The sequence below is a fragment of the Luteimonas lutimaris genome, from assembly GCF_039537065.1.
Classification (GTDB): domain Bacteria; phylum Pseudomonadota; class Gammaproteobacteria; order Xanthomonadales; family Xanthomonadaceae; genus Luteimonas; species Luteimonas lutimaris.
Genome location: NZ_BAAAZU010000010.1, coordinates 113388 through 131143 on the forward strand (window position 1 = coordinate 113388; position 17756 = coordinate 131143).

17 protein-coding genes are annotated in these 17756 nt (G+C 68.8%); 4 read left to right on the forward strand and 13 right to left on the reverse strand.

The window, feature by feature from the left end; genetic code table 11:
• Positions 1 to 49: 49 nt before the first annotated feature.
• From atpG to ABD679_RS09955, 8 genes are all read right to left on the reverse strand, one after another.
• Positions 50 to 913: a F0F1 ATP synthase subunit gamma gene (gene atpG, locus ABD679_RS09920; RefSeq protein ID WP_344759824.1), complete on the reverse strand. Its 864-nt coding sequence runs from the start codon at positions 911 to 913 to the stop codon at positions 50 to 52.
• 144 nt (positions 914 to 1057) lie between these two features.
• Positions 1058 to 2608, reverse strand: coding sequence for a F0F1 ATP synthase subunit alpha (gene atpA / locus ABD679_RS09925; protein WP_344759825.1), 1551 nt, complete (start codon positions 2606 to 2608; stop codon positions 1058 to 1060).
• 79 nt (positions 2609 to 2687) lie between these two features.
• The gene (locus ABD679_RS09930) at positions 2688 to 3215 is read right to left on the reverse strand and encodes a F0F1 ATP synthase subunit delta (RefSeq protein ID WP_344759826.1); all 528 of its coding nucleotides are present in this window, start codon (positions 3213 to 3215) and stop codon (positions 2688 to 2690) included.
• A 3-nt stretch (positions 3216 to 3218) separates the two neighbouring features.
• Complete coding sequence (locus ABD679_RS09935; RefSeq protein ID WP_344759827.1) at positions 3219 to 3704, reverse strand: F0F1 ATP synthase subunit B; 486 nt, start codon at positions 3702 to 3704, stop codon at positions 3219 to 3221.
• A gap of 71 nt (positions 3705 to 3775) precedes the next feature.
• Complete coding sequence (gene atpE, locus ABD679_RS09940) at positions 3776 to 4051, reverse strand: F0F1 ATP synthase subunit C (protein ID WP_344759828.1); 276 nt, start codon at positions 4049 to 4051, stop codon at positions 3776 to 3778.
• 68 nt (positions 4052 to 4119) lie between these two features.
• Positions 4120 to 5001: a F0F1 ATP synthase subunit A gene (gene atpB / locus ABD679_RS09945; RefSeq protein WP_344759829.1), complete on the reverse strand. Its 882-nt coding sequence runs from the start codon at positions 4999 to 5001 to the stop codon at positions 4120 to 4122.
• 4 nt (positions 5002 to 5005) lie between these two features.
• Positions 5006 to 5392 carry a hypothetical protein gene (locus tag ABD679_RS09950; protein WP_344759830.1) on the reverse strand — a complete coding sequence of 129 codons (387 nt, stop codon included), beginning with the start codon at positions 5390 to 5392 and terminating at the stop codon, positions 5006 to 5008.
• A 344-nt stretch (positions 5393 to 5736) separates the two neighbouring features.
• On the reverse strand, positions 5737 to 7641 hold the full coding sequence (locus tag ABD679_RS09955; protein WP_344759831.1) for an N-acetylmuramoyl-L-alanine amidase: 1905 nt from the start codon (positions 7639 to 7641) through the stop codon (positions 5737 to 5739).
• A gap of 319 nt (positions 7642 to 7960) precedes the next feature.
• Between ABD679_RS09955 and ABD679_RS09960 the strand changes: the two genes are divergently transcribed.
• A complete protein-coding gene (locus ABD679_RS09960; protein WP_344759832.1) occupies positions 7961 to 8770 on the forward strand; it encodes a hypothetical protein in 810 nt (269 codons plus the stop codon).
• Between the two features lie 112 nt (positions 8771 to 8882).
• Here the strand turns inward: ABD679_RS09960 and lpdA are convergent, their stop codons facing one another.
• From lpdA to ABD679_RS09980, 4 genes are all read right to left on the reverse strand, one after another.
• Positions 8883 to 10745 carry a dihydrolipoyl dehydrogenase gene (lpdA, locus tag ABD679_RS09965; protein WP_344759833.1) on the reverse strand — a complete coding sequence of 621 codons (1863 nt, stop codon included), beginning with the start codon at positions 10743 to 10745 and terminating at the stop codon, positions 8883 to 8885.
• Between the two features lie 4 nt (positions 10746 to 10749).
• A complete protein-coding gene (locus ABD679_RS09970; protein ID WP_344759834.1) occupies positions 10750 to 11913 on the reverse strand; it encodes a mechanosensitive ion channel family protein in 1164 nt (387 codons plus the stop codon).
• A 20-nt stretch (positions 11914 to 11933) separates the two neighbouring features.
• Positions 11934 to 13313, reverse strand: a complete 1380-nt coding sequence (aceF, locus tag ABD679_RS09975) for a dihydrolipoyllysine-residue acetyltransferase (RefSeq protein WP_425561883.1) — start codon at positions 13311 to 13313, stop codon at positions 11934 to 11936.
• Between the two features lie 171 nt (positions 13314 to 13484).
• Positions 13485 to 14234, reverse strand: a complete 750-nt coding sequence (locus ABD679_RS09980) for a DUF2884 family protein (protein WP_344759835.1) — start codon at positions 14232 to 14234, stop codon at positions 13485 to 13487.
• 244 nt (positions 14235 to 14478) lie between these two features.
• Here ABD679_RS09980 and ABD679_RS09985 point away from each other — a divergent pair, with 244 nt between their 5' ends.
• Positions 14479 to 15120 carry an OmpW/AlkL family protein gene (locus ABD679_RS09985; RefSeq protein WP_344759836.1) on the forward strand — a complete coding sequence of 214 codons (642 nt, stop codon included), beginning with the start codon at positions 14479 to 14481 and terminating at the stop codon, positions 15118 to 15120.
• 263 nt (positions 15121 to 15383) lie between these two features.
• Here the strand turns inward: ABD679_RS09985 and ABD679_RS09990 are convergent, their stop codons facing one another.
• On the reverse strand, positions 15384 to 16232 hold the full coding sequence (locus ABD679_RS09990) for a DMT family transporter (protein ID WP_344759837.1): 849 nt from the start codon (positions 16230 to 16232) through the stop codon (positions 15384 to 15386).
• Between the two features lie 305 nt (positions 16233 to 16537).
• Between ABD679_RS09990 and ABD679_RS09995 the strand changes: the two genes are divergently transcribed.
• Together ABD679_RS09995 and ABD679_RS10000 are read left to right on the forward strand one after the other, a co-directional pair.
• The gene (locus tag ABD679_RS09995) at positions 16538 to 17020 is read left to right on the forward strand and encodes a YajQ family cyclic di-GMP-binding protein (RefSeq protein ID WP_344759838.1); all 483 of its coding nucleotides are present in this window, start codon (positions 16538 to 16540) and stop codon (positions 17018 to 17020) included.
• 112 nt (positions 17021 to 17132) lie between these two features.
• A complete protein-coding gene (locus tag ABD679_RS10000) occupies positions 17133 to 17672 on the forward strand; it encodes a DUF1415 domain-containing protein (protein ID WP_344759839.1) in 540 nt (179 codons plus the stop codon).
• Positions 17673 to 17756: the final 84 nt, after the last annotated feature.

Consider the following 17756-nt stretch of genomic DNA (forward strand, 5'->3'; position numbering starts at 1 on the left):
ACTCTGTTTGATTCGTGTGTCGGGAATGGGGAACCGGAATTCCCGGCTGTCAGACCGCCGCGGCGCCGCCGACGATCTCGGAAATCTCTTGCGTGATCGCCGCCTGCCGGGCCTTGTTGTAGACCAGGTTGAGAGTGTCGATCAGCTTGTTGGCGTTGTCGCTGGCCGCCTTCATCGCCACCATGCGCGCGGCGTGTTCGGAGGCGACGTTCTCCATCACCGCCTGGTACACCAGCGACTCGACGTAGCGGGTCAACACGTGTTCGAGCACGGCCTGGGCATCGGGTTCGTAGATGTAGTCCCAGTCGTGGCGCGCGACCACTTCGTCCGACGGCGGCAGCGGCAGCAGCTGGTCGAACGCCGCGCGCTGGGTCATCGTGTTGACGAAGTCGTTGTAGGCCAGGAACACCTTGTCGACCTTGCCGCCGTTGTAGGCGTCGAGCATCACCTTGATCACGCCGATCAGCTGGTCGACGCGCGGCTGGTCGCCCAGGTGGGTCACGGTCGCCAGCATCTCGACCTTGATCCGGCGGAAGAACACCGAGGCCTTCTGGCCGATGGTGACCACGTCGACCTCGACGCCCTGCTGCTGCCAGTTGCGGATCTCGCCGAGCAGCTTGCGGAACAGGTTGTTGTTGAGGCCGCCGGCCAGGCCACGGTCGGACGAGACGATGACGTAGCCGACGCGCTTGATCTGCTTGCGCTCGACCAGGTACGGATGCTGGAACTCGGAATTCGCCTGCGCGATGTGCCCGATCACCTGCTTCATCGCGCGCGCGTACGGGCGCGACGCCTTCATCCGGTCCTGCGCCTTGCGGATCTTGGAAGCCGAGACCATCTCCAGCGCACGCGTCACCTTGCGGGTGTTCTGCACGCTCTTGATCTTGGTTTTGATTTCTCTGCCGCCGGCCATACTCTTTAATCCGGAACTCGGGACTCGGGGCCCGGGACTCGGAAGAGCCCGCGCGCGAATCGTTTTGAATCATCCGGCACCCTGGCCCGGTCCACGGGGCTCGCGCTCCGCGAGTCCCCGGTACCCGGCCCGAGTCCCGGCCCTTTACCAGCTACCCGTTGTCTTGAAATCCTCGATGCCCTTCCGGTACGCGCCCTCGATGGCGTCGTTCCAGTCGCCACTGTCGTTGACCTGCTTGATCAGGTCGCCGGCGGTGTTGGCGAAGTGGGCGTGCAGAGCCTCTTCGAACGCGCCGATCTTGCTCACCGGCACGTCGTCCATGTAGCCCTTGTCGACCGCGTAGATCGACAGCGCCTGCTCGGCCACCGACATCGGGGCGTACTGCTTCTGCTTCATCAGCTCGGTCACGCGCTGGCCGCGCTCGAGCTGCTTGCGGGTGGCTTCGTCCAGGTCGGAGGCGAACTGCGCGAACGCCGCCAGCTCGCGGTACTGCGCGAGCGCGATGCGGATGCCGCCCGAGAGCTTCTTCATGATCTTGGTCTGCGCCGAACCGCCCACGCGCGACACCGAGATGCCGGCGTTCACGGCCGGGCGGATGCCGGCGTTGAACAGGTCGGTCTCGAGGAAGATCTGGCCGTCAGTGATCGAGATCACGTTGGTCGGCACGAACGCGGACACGTCACCGGCCTGGGTCTCGATGATCGGCAGCGCGGTCAGCGAGCCGGTCTTGCCCTTCACTTCGCCGTTGGTGAACTTCTCGACGTAGTCCTCGTTGACGCGCGCGGCGCGTTCGAGCAGGCGGCTGTGCAGGTAGAACACGTCGCCCGGGAACGCCTCGCGGCCCGGCGGGCGGCGCAGCAGCAGCGAGATCTGGCGGTAGGCCACGGCCTGCTTGGACAGGTCGTCGTAGATGATCAGCGCGTCTTCGCCGCGGTCACGGTAGAACTCGCCCATGGTGCAGCCCGAATACGGCGCGATGTACTGCATCGCGGCCGACTCGGAGGCGCTGGCGGCCACGACGATGGTGTGGGCCATCGCGCCATGCTCTTCCAGCTTGCGCACGACGTTGGCGATCGAGCTGTTCTTCTGCCCGATCGCGACGTAGATGCACTTCACGCCGGTGCCCTTCTGGTTGATGATCGCGTCGATCGCCACCGCGGTCTTGCCGGTCTGGCGGTCGCCGATGATCAGCTCGCGCTGGCCGCGGCCGATCGGGATCATCGAGTCGATCGCCTTGTAGCCGGTCTGCACCGGCTGCGACACGCTCTTGCGCGCGATCACGCCCGGGGCGATGGTTTCCACCGGCGCGGTCTGCGCGGCGTTGATCGGGCCCTTGCCGTCGATCGGCTCGCCCAGCGCGTTGACCACGCGGCCCAGCATCTCCGGGCCGGTCGGCACTTCGAGGATGCGGCCGGTGGTCTTGGCCACGTCGCCCTCGCGCAGGTGCTCGTAGTCGCCCAGCACCACGGCGCCGACCGAATCGCGCTCCAGGTTCAGTGCCAGCGCGTAGGTCTCGTTGGGCAGCTCGATCATTTCGCCCTGCATCACGTCGGCCAGGCCGTAGATGCGCACGATGCCGTCGGACACGCTGGTCACGGTGCCTTCGTTGCGCGACTCGGCGCCGAGCTTGACCTTCTCGATGCGGGTCTTGATCAGTTCGCTGATTTCGGACGGGTTGAGCGTGGTGGTTGCCATTGCGGTTTTCCTGTAGGGCGGGCCCAGGCCCGCCATCACGGTTTGCTTTTGCGGCGGGACGGGCCCGCCCACGGATCAATCAGCTGGCCAACGCGGCCTGCAGGCGTTCGAGCTTGCCCTTGAGCGAGCCGTCGATGACCACGTCGCCGGCGTCGATCACGGCGCCGCCGATCAGCGAGGCATCGACCGCCGATTCCACGTCGACCTCACGGCCGAAGCGTTTCTTCAGCGCGGCACGGATGCCTTCGAGCTCGCCTGCGGGCAGTTCCGCGGCCGAAGTCACCCGTGCCTTGACCACGCGCTCGGCGTCGGCGCGCAGCTCTTCGTACAGACCGGCGATCTCCGGCAGCAGCACGAGGCGGCGGTTGTCGGCCAGCAGCGCCAGGAAATCGCGGAACAGCTGGTCCGCGTCTTCCGGCGCCAGCAGCACGACCGCGTCGGCATCGGTCAGCGCCGGGTTGCCGAGCAGGCCGGCGACCTGCGGGTCGGCCGCCAGGCGCGCGGCGAAGCCGAGCGCGGCGGACCATTCGGCGGACCTGCCGCCGTCGCGCGCGATGGAGAACGCGGCGCGGGCGTAGGGACGGGCGAGGGTCAGTGCCTGGCTCATCGGTCAGGCCGCTTCGGATGACAGCTGGGCGGCGAGTTCGTCGAGCAGCGCCTTGTGGGCGTTGGCGTCGATCTCGCGGTGCAGCAGCTTTTCGGCGCCGGTCACCGCCAGCACGGACACCTGCTTGCGCAGGTCCTCGCGCGCACGGTTCGAGGCCGCGTCGATCTCGCTCTGGGCGAGCGCCTTCTGGCGCTGTCCCTCGGCAATCGCCTCGGTCTTGGCCGCATCAACGATCTGGTTGGCGCGCTGGTGGGCCTGCTCGATGATCTCGTTGGCCTTGGCGCGGGCCTGTTTCAACTCGTCGTTGATCCTGTCCTGCGCCTGGGCCAGCGCCTTCTGGCTGTTGTCGGCCGCGGCGAGGCCTTCGGCGATCTTCTGCTGGCGCTCCTCGATGGCCGCGATGATGTGCGGCCAGCCGAATTTCATCACCAGCCAGACGACCGCGAAGAATGCGATGCCCTGAACGACCAGAGTGAGGTTGGGTAGCATGGTGCTGTGCTCCTGGTGCCGGCGGCGGGCCGCCGGCGATGCCTGAATCGCGTGCTGTATCCGGTGCCGGCTCAGCCGCCGAGCGAGGCGAGCAGCGGGTTGGCGAACAGCAGCAGCAGGGCGATGGCGACGCCGATCATCGGCACGGCGTCGAGCAGGCCGGCGACGATGAACATCTTGGTCTGCAGCATCGGGGTCAGCTCCGGCTGGCGCGCCGCGCCTTCGATGAACTTGCCGCCGAGGATGGCGAAGCCGATCGCGGTGCCGAGGGCGCCGAGGCCGATCAGCAGGCCCGCCGCGATGACGGTGAACTTCAGGACTTCGGCGATGAGGACTGCGTTTTCCATGGTGTGCTCCGGTTGGATCGTTTGCTGTTGCGTAGGTGGATGGGAGGAACGAAAGGGGTGCGCGCGGCCTAGTGGCTCTCGGCCGCCATGCTGAGGTAGACGATCGTCAGCATCATGAAGATGAAGGCCTGCAGGGTGATGATCAGGATGTGGAACGCGGTCCAGGCGAAGCCCGCGATGAACTGCATCGTGCCCATCAGGTAGGTGCTGAAGTGGGCCAGCGACGCGTCGAGGGTCATCAGCGCGATCAGCACGAAGATCAGCTCGCCGGCGTACAGGTTGCCGAACAGTCGCAGGCTCAGGCTGAGCGGGCGCACGCCCTCCTCGATCAGGCGCAACAGCACGTTGGCCGGCGCCAGCAGGATCTTCATCGGCGTGCTTTCGGCATGGAACGGCGCGGTGAAGATTTCCTTGGTGAAGCCGCCGACGCCCTTGTGACCGATGCCGAACACCTGGATCAGCAGGAATACCGCGATCGACAGGCCGAAGGTCGTGTTGAGGTCGGCGGTGGGCACGGCGCGCAGGTAGGCATGCGCGGGGTCGTGGCCGGCGGCGACGTAGCCGTTGGCCCAGGCCCACGGCAGGAAGTCGACCGGGATCAGGTCGATAAAATTCATCAGGAACACGAGCACGAAGATCGTCAGCGACAGCGGCGCGATCATCTTGCTGCGGCCATGGAAGGTCTCGCGCACCAGCCCGTCGACGAAACCGACGATGATCTCGACCAGGGTCTGGAACTTGCCCGGCACGCCGGCGGTGGCCTTGCGCGCGGCGGCGATGAAGAAGAACAGGAACAGCAGCGACAGCACCGCGGTGAAGAACAGCGTGTCCACGTTCAACGTCATGAACTGGCTGTCGCCCACGCTCACCTGCAGGTGGTGCAGGTGGTGGTTGATGTATTCGGTCGAGCCGCCGGATTCCGGGGCCCCGCTGGCATTTTCGGCGATCACGCGTTCAACCCTTGCTGTGTACGTCCTGCTTCAGGAAATTCAGTGCCACCAGGTAGGCCAGCAATCCCGCCACCAGCCCACCCAGCAGCGGCAACGGCGGCAACCGCCACACCGCGAACCCGGCCGCGAGTACCGCGATCGCGACCAGCCACTTGCCCATCGCACCCAGCAGCAGCCTGCCGAATGCGACCGGTGCCGGGACGATGCCGCCCAACGCCACGACGGCGGAAAGCGCATTACCCAGCACCAGTGCGAGCCCCCCCACCCCCACTGCCAGCGCCTCCTGCGCGCTGCGCGCGAGGAAAGCCGCTGCCAGCAGCGCGACGACCAGTCCCTGGACGGCCACCGCGCGCAGCGCTGCCCGGCGACCGGCGGCGATGGGATCGTGCACGCGAATCACCTGTTCAGCTTTGCGGGATCTGCCGAGGAGGGCCGCACGACCTGCCTGATGCAAATCCCTCCTGCGAAGCCGCAGAAGTATAGCAGGCGCCGGAATTGGGCGGCAACCGCCGGAAGCCCTTGTTTTCCGGGGGCTTGGTGTGGGTCCGGGACGGTCGGCGGAGGCCGGCCGCGGGAACCTTCCGCGGCCGGCGCGGTCAGTCCCTGCAGGCCTGTGACCCATTCCTCGTCGGATCCGCAGCAGGCCGCTGAAGCCCCGGCTCTCTCCATGGCCGGGGCTTCACTCTTTCAGCCTTCCAGAAAGCGGACGAGGCCGGTGCCCCGCCCGCCCGGAGGTCACTGCTTGAGCTGCACGTTGTCGACGTAGGCGTTGACGGTGTAGCTGGTGTTGGCATGCATGAACCAGATCGCGTCGAGCTTCACGGTCGATGCGTTGATCGTGCCGTTACTGTTGCCGGCCCAGGCGTTCCACTGCGCAGCGTCGGACAGCTTCCATTCCACGTAGGTCCACTTGTTGGCGGCGATCGCCTTCGAGGTGGAGCGCTCGGTGCCGTCGCTGTCGTCGATGCCGACCGCCACCTTCATCCCGCTGCCGGCGACGTAGACCCAGAACCCGATCTTGCCGTTGCGCGACAGCGCGGTGTTGCTGCCGGGATTGCCGCTGCCCGAGAGCAGGCGCACCGACCAGGCTGCCGACGAGGACGTGTTGTCAACAAGCCGCACCTGCAGCGAGCACGACCCGTTGTGGCTCATGCTGCAGTTGCGCTTGGCCGTGGACGAGGTGGCGATGCCGGTGGTGCTGCCCGAATACGTCGGGCTGGTCACGAAGTGGCCGACGCTGCTCTCGAAGCTGTCGAGGACCTTGGTCGTGCCGCCGGAGCCGGGGTTGATCAGGCCGTAGTACTTCGACCAGTTCCAGTACTTGCCAGGGTCCGTGTGCGAGTTGTCGGTCAGGTTCTGGTGACCGATGACGTCATAGTCGGCATCGCTCAGGGTGGCACTGGTGTACGTTTTCATCGCCCGCGTGCAGACGATGCCCGCGTAGCGCGCGCACGACTGCCGGGTAATCGCCGCGGAGGTGTTGTACATCGCACTGGTGTACCAGTCCGGATTGCTGATGTAGCCCTCGTGCTCGATGCCGATCGAATGCGGGTTGTGCGAGCGCACGTGCCAGGCCTTCTGGCTCTCGCGCACCATCTGCGTGACCTGGCCGTCCGAACTGCGGATCAGGTAGTGCGCACTGACCTGTGAACTCGAGTTCTGGAACCATGAAATCGAACCGGCGTAGCTGCCCTGCATGGTGTGGATGGCGACCTCCCGTACCGCGGTGCCGCTGCGCGAGGACTGGTTGGGCGAATTCACCCAGCGCGCGCCCGGGAAGTCCACGGTGGCCAGGCTGGCGTTGTCGTCCTTCGCCAGCAGGTCCGCCTGCGCGCCCTCGGATGCGCGCTCGACCAGCTGTTCCGTGCGCGGGTCGACCTCGAACGCGTCGGTTTCCACCGTGTCGTGCACAACGTCCAGCCGCACCATCGGCGCGCTGAGCGTGGCCAGCGTGTCGACCGGGAACGCGCGCTCCCACTGCACCGGGCGCTCGGGCACGCGGATGCCGTTGTCATCGACGCCGCGGTCGATACCCAGCAGCACGTCGAAGGCAAAGCTGGCGCGGGCGTAGTCGTCGACCGCGCTGGCGCCCTCCTTCGTGCCGAAGCCGGCATAGCGCTGCAGCGCCTGCGCCAGCGCCTCGTCGTCGCGCGCGGTGCCGCGCAGTTCGCGATCGAGCAGCACGGCGGCGGCGAGGATGTTGGTCGACGGGTTCTGCATGACCCGCTCGGGCGTGGTGCCCAGCAGCGCCGCGGCTTCGCCGACCTGGTCGGCGAAGCCGTCGCCGGCATACAGCCCCATCACGCCCCAGGCCTGCGGCATGCCGTGGCGCGGCTCGCCGTTGCGGTCCGGCCGCAGCTGGTGCCAGCGGCTCTGGCTGTAGGCCAGCGCCTCCAGCGTGCCCTTCGGGATGCTCGGGTAGCGCGCGTAGGCGGCGCTGAACATCGCCGGGTAGTGCGCGCGTTCCGCGGCCAGCAGCCGTTCCTGCGCCTGCAGGCGCTGCACGAACCCGTCGGCCTCGCCGGCCGCGGCCAGCGCCCCGGCCCCGTCGACGTTCGGCGCGGGCGCCTGGCCCGCCATGACCACGCCGGTCCCCATGGCGCAGGCAAGCGCCAACACCGTCCACTTCAGGTGCTTCATCGTTCTCTCTCCCTGGATCGATCCCCTGCACCGATCTGGATACGGCAACGGGCCGCGCGGCGGCAGTGGGGTAAACCCGTGCAGGGCGCGGGCAGCGTCACAGTTCGGCAATCGCACTGGCCGCCCCCGCGTTGCCTGTCCCGGGTCCGCGCAACCGGGGGCCGGAACCTTGCACTGCGTCACGCACCGCGATGTCGCAGGCTCCCCAGCGGGGGATCCCGCCGCGCTTCACGTGCGATGCACCGCGACGACGGACTAATAGGCGCTGCCGTCCGGCAGCCGGGCGGCGATTCCTCCCCCCTTCAGCCGGAGCAATTTGGTGCGCGATCTTTGCAGAATCCTCCCTCTTTCCCTCGCCATCGTCGGCGCAACGGCATCGCTGGCGGCACACGCCGACGACGACCGCTTCACCCTGCGCCTGGGCGCCATGCAGGCCAGCGGAGACGCCCGACTCAAGGGCACCGTCGATTTCGCCGGCGACACCTATCGCTACACCAGCGACCACCTCGACTTCGGCGACGACACCGCGCCGCGGGTCGAGGGCATCTTCCATTTCAGCGAGCGCAACCGCCTGCTGTTCAACTACTTCCAGTACGACCGCGACAAGCGCTACGAACTCGGCGAGGACGTCGTCCTCGGCGACACCACCATTCCTGCCGGCAGCATGGCCAAGGCCAGGGCCGGATTCGACCTCGGCAGCCTGGTGTACGACTACGCGCTGGTCGAAACGCCGACCACGAGTTTCGGCCTGCAGGTCGGCGCCGAATGGGCGCGGCTGAAAGGCAACGTCTACGCCTCCGACGGCACCGACAGCTTCGAGAGCCGCGACAGCGAGTCGGGCGTGGCGCCGGTCGTCGGCGCGCGGTTCTCGACCAACACCGCCGACCACAAGTGGGGCTTCACGCTGCAGGCGCAGTACCTGGATGCCGACTGGGGCAATTTCGACGACTACAGCGGCGACATCAGTCGCGCCAACGCGCTGGTCGAATACCGGTTCACCCGCAACTTCGGCCTGTATGCGGGCTACGACTGGTTCAAGCTCGACGTCAACCGCGACTACGATGACGGCAGCGCCGGCATGGACCTGACCTTCAAGGGCCCGACGGCGGGCGTGACGTTCGCGTTCTGATTGCGGCGAACCCCGACAGGGGGCGCACGGGAAGAAAGCCCCGCAATGCGGGGCTTTCCATCGCAGTCTCCTGCCGGCGGCGCGCGGCAATCGCACGCGCCCGGCCCGGGGGTTACGTCTTCTTCGGGATGTACAGGTCGGTGATGGTGCCGTCGTAGACCTCGGCCGCCATGCCCACCGACTCGCTGAGCGTGGGATGCGGGTGGATGGTGTGGCCGATGTCGGCGACCTCGCAGCCCATCTCGATCGCCAGCGCCGCCTCGGCGATCAGGTCGCCGGCGTGCACGCCGACGATGCCGGCGCCGACGATGCGCTGGGTGGCCTCGTCGAACACCAGCTTGGTGAAGCCCTCGGTGCGGCCCAGGCCGATCGCGCGGCCCGAGGCGGCCCACGGGAACTTGCCGACGCCGACCTTCAGCCCCTTTTCCTTCGCCTCGGCCTCGGTGACACCGACCCAGGCGATCTCGGGATCGGTGAACGCCACCGACGGGATGACGCGCGCCACCCACTCCTTCTTCTCGCCGGCGGCGACTTCGGCCGCCAGCTTGCCCTCGTGCGTGGCCTTGTGCGCGAGCATCGGCTGGCCGACGATGTCGCCGATGGCGAAGATGTGCGGCACGTTGGTGCGCATCTGCGCGTCGACGTCGATGAAGCCGCGCTCGGTCACGCGCACGCCGGCCTTCCCGGCGTCGATCTTCTTCCCGTTCGGCGCGCGGCCGACGGCGACCAGTACGCGGTCGAAGGTTTTCGTTTCCGGCTGGCTGTCGCCCTCGAAGACGCAGGTGATGCCCTTCTTGCCGGCCTTGGCCTCGACCACCTTCGTCTTCAGGTGCACGGCGACGCCCTGCTTCTTCAGCCGGTCGGCGAGCGGCTTGACCAGGTCCTTGTCGGCGCCGGGCATCAGCTGCTCCATGAACTCGACCACCGTCACCGCGCTGCCCAGCGCGCGATACACCGTGGCCATTTCCAGGCCGATGATGCCGCCGCCGACCACGAGCAGCTGCTTCGGCACGTCGGCCAGTTCCAGCGCGTCGGTGGAATCCATCACCCGCGGGTCGTCCCACGGGAAGAACGGCAGCTTTACCGCCTGCGAGCCGGCGGCGACGATGCACTGGTCGAACTTCAGCAGCTGCGTCTTGCCGCCGTCGCTGGCGATTTCCAGCTCGTTGGCGGACACGAACTTCGCATCGCCCGTGGCCACGCGCACCTTGCGCTGCTTGGCCATCCCGGCCAGCCCCTTGGTCAGCTGGCCGACGACCTTTTCCTTGTAGCTGCGCAGCTTGTCGAGCGCGATCTCCGGCTTGCCGAAGTCGACGCCGTAGTCGGACGCGTGCTGCGCCTCGTCGATCACCGCCGCGGCGTGCAGCAGCGCCTTGGACGGAATGCAGCCGACGTTGAGGCAGACGCCGCCGAGCTGTGCGTAGCGCTCGACCAGCACGGTGTCGAGGCCGAGGTCGGCGGCGCGGAAGGCGGCGGTGTAGCCGCCGGGGCCGGCGCCGAGGACGACGACGGCGCATTCGATGTCGGGCTTGCGGCCGGTGGCGGATGCCGCCTGCGGTGCATCGTCGCCCTGCTCCCGGCCCCCTCTCCCCCCTGCGGGAGAGGGCTGGGGCGGGGACTCCGCCTTTGGAGCCGTACCCTCACCCGGCGCGCCTTGCGCGCCGCCCTCTCCCGCAGGCGGGAGAGGAGCCTGTTTCGCGGCGGCATCGGACGACGCCGCTTCGTCGTCCTCGGCGTCCTGCGTTTCCACCACCGCCACCACGCCGCCTTCCGACAGCGTGTCGCCGACCTGGACCTTCAGTTCCCTGACCACGCCGGCCGCCGACGACGGCACTTCCATCGTCGCCTTGTCCGACTCCAGCGTCACCAGCCCCTGGTCCTTCGTGATCGTGTCGCCGACCGCGACCAGTACCTCGATCACCGGCACGTCGTCGAAGCCGCCGATGTCGGGAACCTTTACTTCCAAAGTCGCCATGTCTTCACTCCTCGGGGGACGGGTCGCCGCGTCCGCGGCCGGCCCTGGTGGATGGGGAACGGGCCGCCTCTTCCTCGGCCTGTCGCCGGATCGCCTCGTCCTCGGCGATGCGGCGCTGGGTGTCTTCGCTGGCGTCGTTGCCGGACGGCACGCGGTGCCCCGGCGGCGACGCGGACGCGGGCGGCGCAGCCGCGGGCGCCGGCCCGGTACGTTCGTGCAGCAGGCGCTGCACGGCCTGCTCGCCTTCCATGCCGAAGGCCGAGCGCAGGCGCAGGTCGCGCTGCGGGCACGGCACCTCGATGCCATGTTCCTTGAGCGCGCTGTCGAGCTCCCACAGGTAGGCGGCCTGGATGGCGACGTTGCGCCGCGCCGCGGCGCCGGTCAGCCACACCACCAGCAGGAAGTCGACGCCGTTCTCGCCGTAGTTGACCAGCCACACCTGCGGACGCTTCTCGCCCTCGATGGCCAGCGTGAACGGCACCCGCGCGGCGGCGGCCAGCGCGGCTTCCTTCACCAGTTCCTTGTCGACGCCGAACGGCACCCGGAACGGCACCCGGATGCGGCGGTTGACGCTGCGGTGGGTCCAGTTGACGACGCGGCCGTTGACGAACTCGGCGTTGGGCACCAGCACGCCGATGTTGTCGTTAGTGATGATGCGGGTCGCGCGGATGTTGATCGCATGCACCGTGCCGCGGGTGTCGGCGTCGAGTTCGACGAAGTCGCCGACCTTGAGCGAGCGGTCGAACAGCAGCACCAGGCCGGCGATGAAGTTGCCGAAGATCGCCTGCAGGCCGAAGCCCAGGCCCACGCCCACGGCGCTGGCGAACAGTGCGAACTTGCCCAGCGAGACACCGGCGAAGTCCAGCGCCATCAGGATGCCGACCAGCAGCAGGATGTAGTGGATCACGCGCGACAGCGCGTACAGCGCGGCCTGGTTCACGCCCTGGTGGCGGCGGCCGAAGCGGTGCAGCGCGCGCCGCAGCAGCACCGACGCCAGCCAGGTCAGGCCGATCGCCAGCACTGCGGCGATCAGGCCGCCCACGGTCACGTCCAGCCCGGAACTGCGCAGCAGCGGCACGTCCAGCAGCGTGCCGACGTCTTCCCAGCCGCGTCCGGCCGCCGCGCGCAGGCGGTCGCCGGCGTCGCCGGGGGCGAGGGCGGCGGCCATCGCGCGCAGCATCGGCCCGCCTACAGCAGCGCGCGCCGCAGGTCGCCGAGCAGCTGCGCCAGATACGCGGTGAAGCGCGCCGCGGCCGCGCCGTCGATGACGCGGTGGTCGTAGGACAGCGACAGCGGCAGCATCAGGCGCGGCTCGAACTCCTTCCCGTTCCAGACCGGCTTCATCGACGCGCGCGACACGCCGAGGATGGCCACTTCCGGCGCGTTGACGATCGGCGTGAACGACGTGCCGCCGATGCCACCCAGCGAACTGATCGAGAAGCAGCCGCCGCTCATCTGCGCCGGGCCGAGCTTGCCCTCGCGGGCCTTGGCGGCCAGTTCGCCGGTCTCGGCGGCGATTTCCAGCACGCCCTTGCGGTCGCAGTCGCGCACCACCGGCACCACCAGCCCGTTGGGCGTGTCGGCGGCGAAGCCGATGTGGAAGTACTTCTTCAGCGTCAGGTTCTCGCCGCTCTCGTCGAGCGAGGCGTTGAACTCGGGATACTTCTGCAGCGCGGCGACGCTGGCCTTCATCAGGAAGGCGAGCATGGTGAGCTTGGCGCCGGACTTTTCGTTTTCCTTGTTGAGCGCCTTGCGTAGCGCCTCGAGCCCGGTGACGTCGGCGTCGTCGTGCTGGGTGACGTGCGGGATCATCGCCCAGTTGCGGGCGAGGTTGGCGCCGGAGATCTTCTTGATCTTCGACAGCGGCTTGACCTCGACCTCGCCGAACTTGGAGAAGTCGACCTTCGGCCACGGCAGCAGGCTCAGCCCGCCGCCACCGGCGACGGCCGCGCCGCCCCCGGCCATGGCCGACTTGACGAACTGCTGCACGTCGTCCTTCGTGATCCGGCCGCCGCGGGCACTGCCCTGCACGCGCGACAGGTCGACGCCCAGCTCGCGCGCGAACAGGCGCACCGCGGGGCTGGCGTAGGGCACCTTGTCGGGCATCAGGCCGTCTGCGTCCAGGCGCCGCGCCGGCGTGGGCACCCTGTCGTCGGAGCGGATGACGTCGCCGCGCGCGATGTTGTCGCGCTGCCCGGGCACGGCCACCGGCTCGACCTTGGCGGTGGTTTCGGCGGTGCGGTTTTCAGGCGCGGCCGGCTTTTCGGCCCCTGCCGCCGGCTGCGCGGGCGCGGGCGCTTCGGCCGGCGCCTCCTGCGCGGCGTCGCCGGCGGCCTCGATCACCGCCACCACGCCGCCTTCCGAGAGCGTGTCGCCGACCTTGACCTTCAGTTCCTTGACCACGCCGGCGAACGGCGACGGCACTTCCATCGTCGCCTTGTCCGATTCCAGCGTCACCAGGCCCTGGTCCTTGTCGACCGTGTCGCCGACCGCGACCAGCACCTCGATCACCGGCACGTCGTCGTAACCGCCGATATCGGGGACTCGTGCTTCCTTCAGATCGGCCATGCGACGCTCCGGGGTGCCAGGGGAACGGGCATTGTCGCCCGCCGCGCCGCCAGCGCCAACTCCGCCGGCCGCGGAGGCGCCCGGAAAGAAGCGCCCTCCGCGGGGGCGCGGAGGGCGCGGGGTCCGCGCCGCTGGGGAGAAACCGGCGCGAACGGGGGGACGGGCGGCGGCTCAGTCGGCAGTCGTGGCGTGATTGCCGGCGCGCACCCGCAGCAACTCCAGCGGCCTGCCCTGGTGGCGGTATTCGAGCGCGTCGTCGATCCGGTCGAGGTCCTGCAGCTTGAGACACAGCGTTTCGGCGTTGCGCTCCAGCGCCCTGGCGCGCGGTTCGACGATCGCGTCGATGCGGGCGTCGAGGTCGTCCAGCCGTGCCAGCTGCCCGGTGTCGCCGGTCAGTGCGGCGCGCAGCGCGCCGCCGACGATGTCGCCGACCAGGCTCGGGACCACGCCCGACACCGCTTCGCCGATGCCCTTGCCCAGCTCGGCGCTGCTGAATCGCGTGGGGCTGATCGTGCGCGCGAGGGTGCGATCGAGTTCACCCCTGGCCTGCTCAAGTTTCTTCGCGGTCTGCGCCGGGTCGTTGCCGAAGCCGCGGGCGACCTCGCCCAGCGCGGTGAAGGCGATCGTCGCCGCGTCGCGGCCGATCTTCGCCGCCAGCGGCATCGCCGCGCGCGCCTCGCGCTCGTAGCTGGCCAGGCGTTTGCCGTCGGCGGGACTGACCGCGACCCAGCGATCGTCGATGAACAGCCGTCCCTGCCGCATCAGCACCGTCCGCGGTGCGCCGTGCCTGCGCGTGAGCACCACGCTCTTGGGCGTGAGCGTGAAGTCGTAGTCGCTGTGCACGTCGCAGTCGACGCTGACCGCGGCCTGCGCGCCGCCGCAGGCCAGCAGCAGCAAGGAAGCCAGGACGAGGATACGCATCGCGTTTTCCCGGGAAGCGGTGGCGTCCAGTGTCCCGCCGCCGCGCGTGCCCGTCCCGTGCCTGTGGGGGGAATGACCTTCGTCACGCCCGCATGCGCAGGCGGGCCGCGCGCGGCGCTCGCCTTAATCGCGCGTCAAAGTTCCCTGAACGCTTCCATCGCGAACAACGCAGGTTCATGCGGGTCTTTGCAGGATAGCCGCGCCCTCTCCCCGGGGCATAAGAAGACCAAGAGGAGACTCCCCCATGTTGTCCATCCGCACCCTGACCCTTGCCCTTGCCGCCACCGCAGCGTTCGCCCCTGCCGCGTTCGCGCAGGACGCCTCGGGCGACACCGCAGCCGGCAAACGCTTCAGCGTGGTCGGCGGCTATTCGCTCACCGAGCCGACCCGCAATCCCGTCATCGACGGCAACCTGACCAAGGCCGAGGGCGAAGGCACGCCGACGCTCAGCGCCGCCTGGAACATCACCGACAACATCTCGGTCGAAGCCTGGGGCGCCGACAAGGCCGGCTATCGCATCGCCACCGGCGGCAACAAGACCGCCAGCATCGATGGCCAGGCGTATTCGCTCAGCGGCCAGTACCACTTCGGCGCCGCCGACAACACGGTGCGTCCGTTCGTGGGCCTGGGCTACCACGAGACCAACTACAGCAACGAAAAGGCCGCCGGCAGCGGCGCGCTCGCCGGTGACCGCATTGGCGTCGAAACCGCCAAGGGCGCGGTCGCCACGGTCGGCGTGGACGTGAACATCAACCCGACCTGGTTCGCCCGCGCCGACGCGCGCTACTTCGACGGCGACGGCGACATCAAGCTCAACGGTGCCAAGGCCGGCACCACCGAGTTCAACCCGGTGATGGTCGGCGTCGGCATCGGCGCGCGCTTCTGACCACGGCCCTGGCCGGCCGGACCTCTCTCCCCGGTCGATCCATGGCGCAACGACAGGCGGGCCCGCGAGGGCCCGCTTTTTTGTCTTCGCCAACGGAGAAAAGACTGCCCCCGGCGCGGATACGCGGTGGCCGCCGCAAAAGGCGAAGCGCACCTTCCACGTCAGCCTGCGATTCGATGCCCCGCTGTAGTCCGTCAAACTGCGGTGCGGCGTGCAACCGGGCAGTCAGCCTGCATCGTGTTCCCCGGAACGCGATACCCGCGTCAGGAATCGATCACCGGCGTCACGGCACGCACGCGCTCGCGCTTGATCAGGTACAGCCCGCTGGCGACGATGATCGCCGCGCCCAGCCAGGTCATGCCGTCGGGCAGGACCTGCCACAGCGCCACGTCGAGCAGCACGCCCCAGACCAGCGCGGTGTACTCCAGCGGCGCGATCATCGACGCCTCGCCGCGGCGGAAGGCCTCGGTCAGCAGCACCTGGGCCAGCGTCCCGACCACGCCGATGCCGGCGATCACCCACCAGTGTCCGGGCTGCACCGGCAGCCAGTCGTGCCACGACAGCGCGCCGGCGCCGACCGCGAGCATCAGCATCAGCCAGAACACCATCGCCTGGGTGCTGTCGCGCTGGGCCAGCACGCGCACGGTGATCGCCGAGGCGGCGTAACACACCGCCGCGCCCAGGATCGCCAGCCCGCCCAGGGTCATCATCCCCTGCCCCGTCGGCCGCAGTACCACCAGCACGCCGACCAGGCCGACGACGATCGCCGCCCAGCGCCGCGGCCCGACCTTCTCGCCCAGGATCGGCACCGCCATCGCCGTGACCAGCAGCGGCGCGACGAAGCTGATCGCATAGGCCGTCGACAGCGGCAGCGTGCGCAGCCCGAAGACGAAACCCGCCATCAGCGCCACGCCCAGCGCGCCGCGCAGCAGGTGCAGCGGCCAGTGCACGCGCAGCAGCCCGCGCACGCCAATCGAGGCCAGCGACCACGCCAGCACCAGCGGCAACGCGGCCAGCCCGCGCAGGGTCGCGACCTGCAGCGCCGGATAGTGCGGCGAGAGGATCTTGAGCCCGGTGTCCATCAGCGCGAACAGCGCCACCGCCGCGAGCATGTACAGCGCCGGCCCCGTGCGACGCGTGGTCGGCGGCCGGGCGGCAGCCGGCGGTGGCGATATCGAAGGCTGGGGCATCGGGCGACGTTGCCCGCGCCACGGATGCGGCGCAAGTGCGTTCGGTCAGCTGCGGGCGGGCCCGCGATGCCGATCACCAGGCGATCGCGCAGGCCGCCGCGGCGGCCTGCGCCCGCAGGCGGCGGCGACCAGCTCCCGGATGCGCCCCCGTGGACAACGCCGCCGCAACGGACCGCGGCGCGTTGCGCTAACCTGCCCTGCCCCACTGACACGCCACGACCACCGCCATGCCCTCCTTCGATATCGTTTCCGAAGTCGACACCCACGAGCTGACCAACGCCGTCGACCAGGCCAACCGCGAACTGTCCACCCGCTTCGACTTCAAGGGCGTGGATGCCAGCTTCGAGCGCGACGAGGCGGTGATCACGCAGTCCGCGCCGAGCGAGTTCCAGCTGCAGCAGATGGCCGACATCCTGCGCGCCCGGCTGGCGGCACGGAAGATCGACGCCCGCTGCCTGGAAGCGGGCGACATCGAGACCAACGTCGCCGGCGCGCGGCAGAAGCTCACCGTCAAGCAGGGCATCGAGCGCGAACTGGCGAAGAAGATCCAGGGCGAGATCAAGGCCGCCAAGCTCAAGGTCGACAGCCAGATCAACGGTGACAAGCTGCGCGTGACCGGCAAGAAGCGCGACGACCTGCAGGCGGTGATGGCGCTGCTGCGCGGCAAGGAATTCGAGCTGCCGCTGCAGTTCGACAACTTCCGCGACTGACCGCCGTCCCCAGCTCCTGTAGAAGCGGCTTCAGCCGCGAACTTTTCGGTCGGCGCGAAGAAAAATCAAAAGCTCGCGGCTGAAGCCGCTCCTGCACGTGACAGGGCAAGCCATGACCGACCCCATCGCCGACACCCGCCGCTGGATCGAGCGCGCCGTCATCGGCCTCAACCTGTGCCCGTTCGCCAAGGCCGTGGTCGCCAAGGGCCAGGTGCGCTACGTGCTCAGCGACGCCACCACGCCGGGGGCCCTGCTCGAAATCCTGGGCGAAGAGCTGCTGCGCCTGCGCGACACGCCCGCGGAAGACATCGACACCACGCTGATCGTGCACCCGAATGTGCTGGCCGACTTCCTCGACTACAACGACTTCCTTGACGACGCCGACGCGCTGGTCGTGCAGCTGGAATTGGACGGCGAACTGCAGGTCGCCAGCTTCCACCCGCATTACCGGTTTGCCGGCAGCAGCGAGGACGACATCGCCAACTTCACCAACCGTTCGCCCTGGCCGACGCTGCACCTGCTGCGCGAGGACAGCGTGAGCCGCGCGGTGGCCGCGTTCCCGGATCCGGATGCCATCGTCGAGCGCAACGTCGCGACGCTGGAGGAGCTCGGCCACGAAGGCTGGCAGCGCCTGCTGGGCGGCGATGCCTGATTGCTCCCGAATCCCGTAGGAGATTCTATGTATCCCCGCAACCCGCCAGCCGGGGTTGGTACTGGGTCTGGTGCCTGATCAGCG

Excerpts from the sequence above, each read along its gene's own strand:
- ABD679_RS09990 (WP_344759837.1), bottom strand. The coding sequence starts at position 16,232 with ATGCTCGCGGCGGTGGCGCTGTTCGCGCTGATGGACACCGGGCTCAAG.
- ABD679_RS09955 (WP_344759831.1), bottom strand. The coding sequence starts at position 7,641 with ATGAAGCACCTGAAGTGGACGGTGTTGGCGCTTGCCTGCGCCATGGGG.
- ABD679_RS09935 (WP_344759827.1), bottom strand. The coding sequence starts at position 3,704 with ATGCTACCCAACCTCACTCTGGTCGTTCAGGGCATCGCATTCTTCGCG.
- aceF (WP_425561883.1), bottom strand. The coding sequence starts at position 13,313 with ATGGCCGATCTGAAGGAAGCACGAGTCCCCGATATCGGCGGTTACGAC.
- atpA (WP_344759825.1), bottom strand. The coding sequence starts at position 2,608 with ATGGCAACCACCACGCTCAACCCGTCCGAAATCAGCGAACTGATCAAG.
- ABD679_RS09970 (WP_344759834.1), bottom strand. The coding sequence starts at position 11,913 with ATGGCCGCCGCCCTCGCCCCCGGCGACGCCGGCGACCGCCTGCGCGCG.
- atpG (WP_344759824.1), bottom strand. The coding sequence starts at position 913 with ATGGCCGGCGGCAGAGAAATCAAAACCAAGATCAAGAGCGTGCAGAAC.
- ABD679_RS09995 (WP_344759838.1), top strand. The coding sequence starts at position 16,538 with ATGCCCTCCTTCGATATCGTTTCCGAAGTCGACACCCACGAGCTGACC.
- atpE (WP_344759828.1), bottom strand. The coding sequence starts at position 4,051 with ATGGAAAACGCAGTCCTCATCGCCGAAGTCCTGAAGTTCACCGTCATC.
- ABD679_RS09985 (WP_344759836.1), top strand. The coding sequence starts at position 14,479 with ATGTTGTCCATCCGCACCCTGACCCTTGCCCTTGCCGCCACCGCAGCG.
- ABD679_RS10000 (WP_344759839.1), top strand. The coding sequence starts at position 17,133 with ATGACCGACCCCATCGCCGACACCCGCCGCTGGATCGAGCGCGCCGTC.
- lpdA (WP_344759833.1), bottom strand. The coding sequence starts at position 10,745 with ATGGCGACTTTGGAAGTAAAGGTTCCCGACATCGGCGGCTTCGACGAC.
- ABD679_RS09980 (WP_344759835.1), bottom strand. The coding sequence starts at position 14,234 with ATGCGTATCCTCGTCCTGGCTTCCTTGCTGCTGCTGGCCTGCGGCGGC.
- ABD679_RS09930 (WP_344759826.1), bottom strand. The coding sequence starts at position 3,215 with ATGAGCCAGGCACTGACCCTCGCCCGTCCCTACGCCCGCGCCGCGTTC.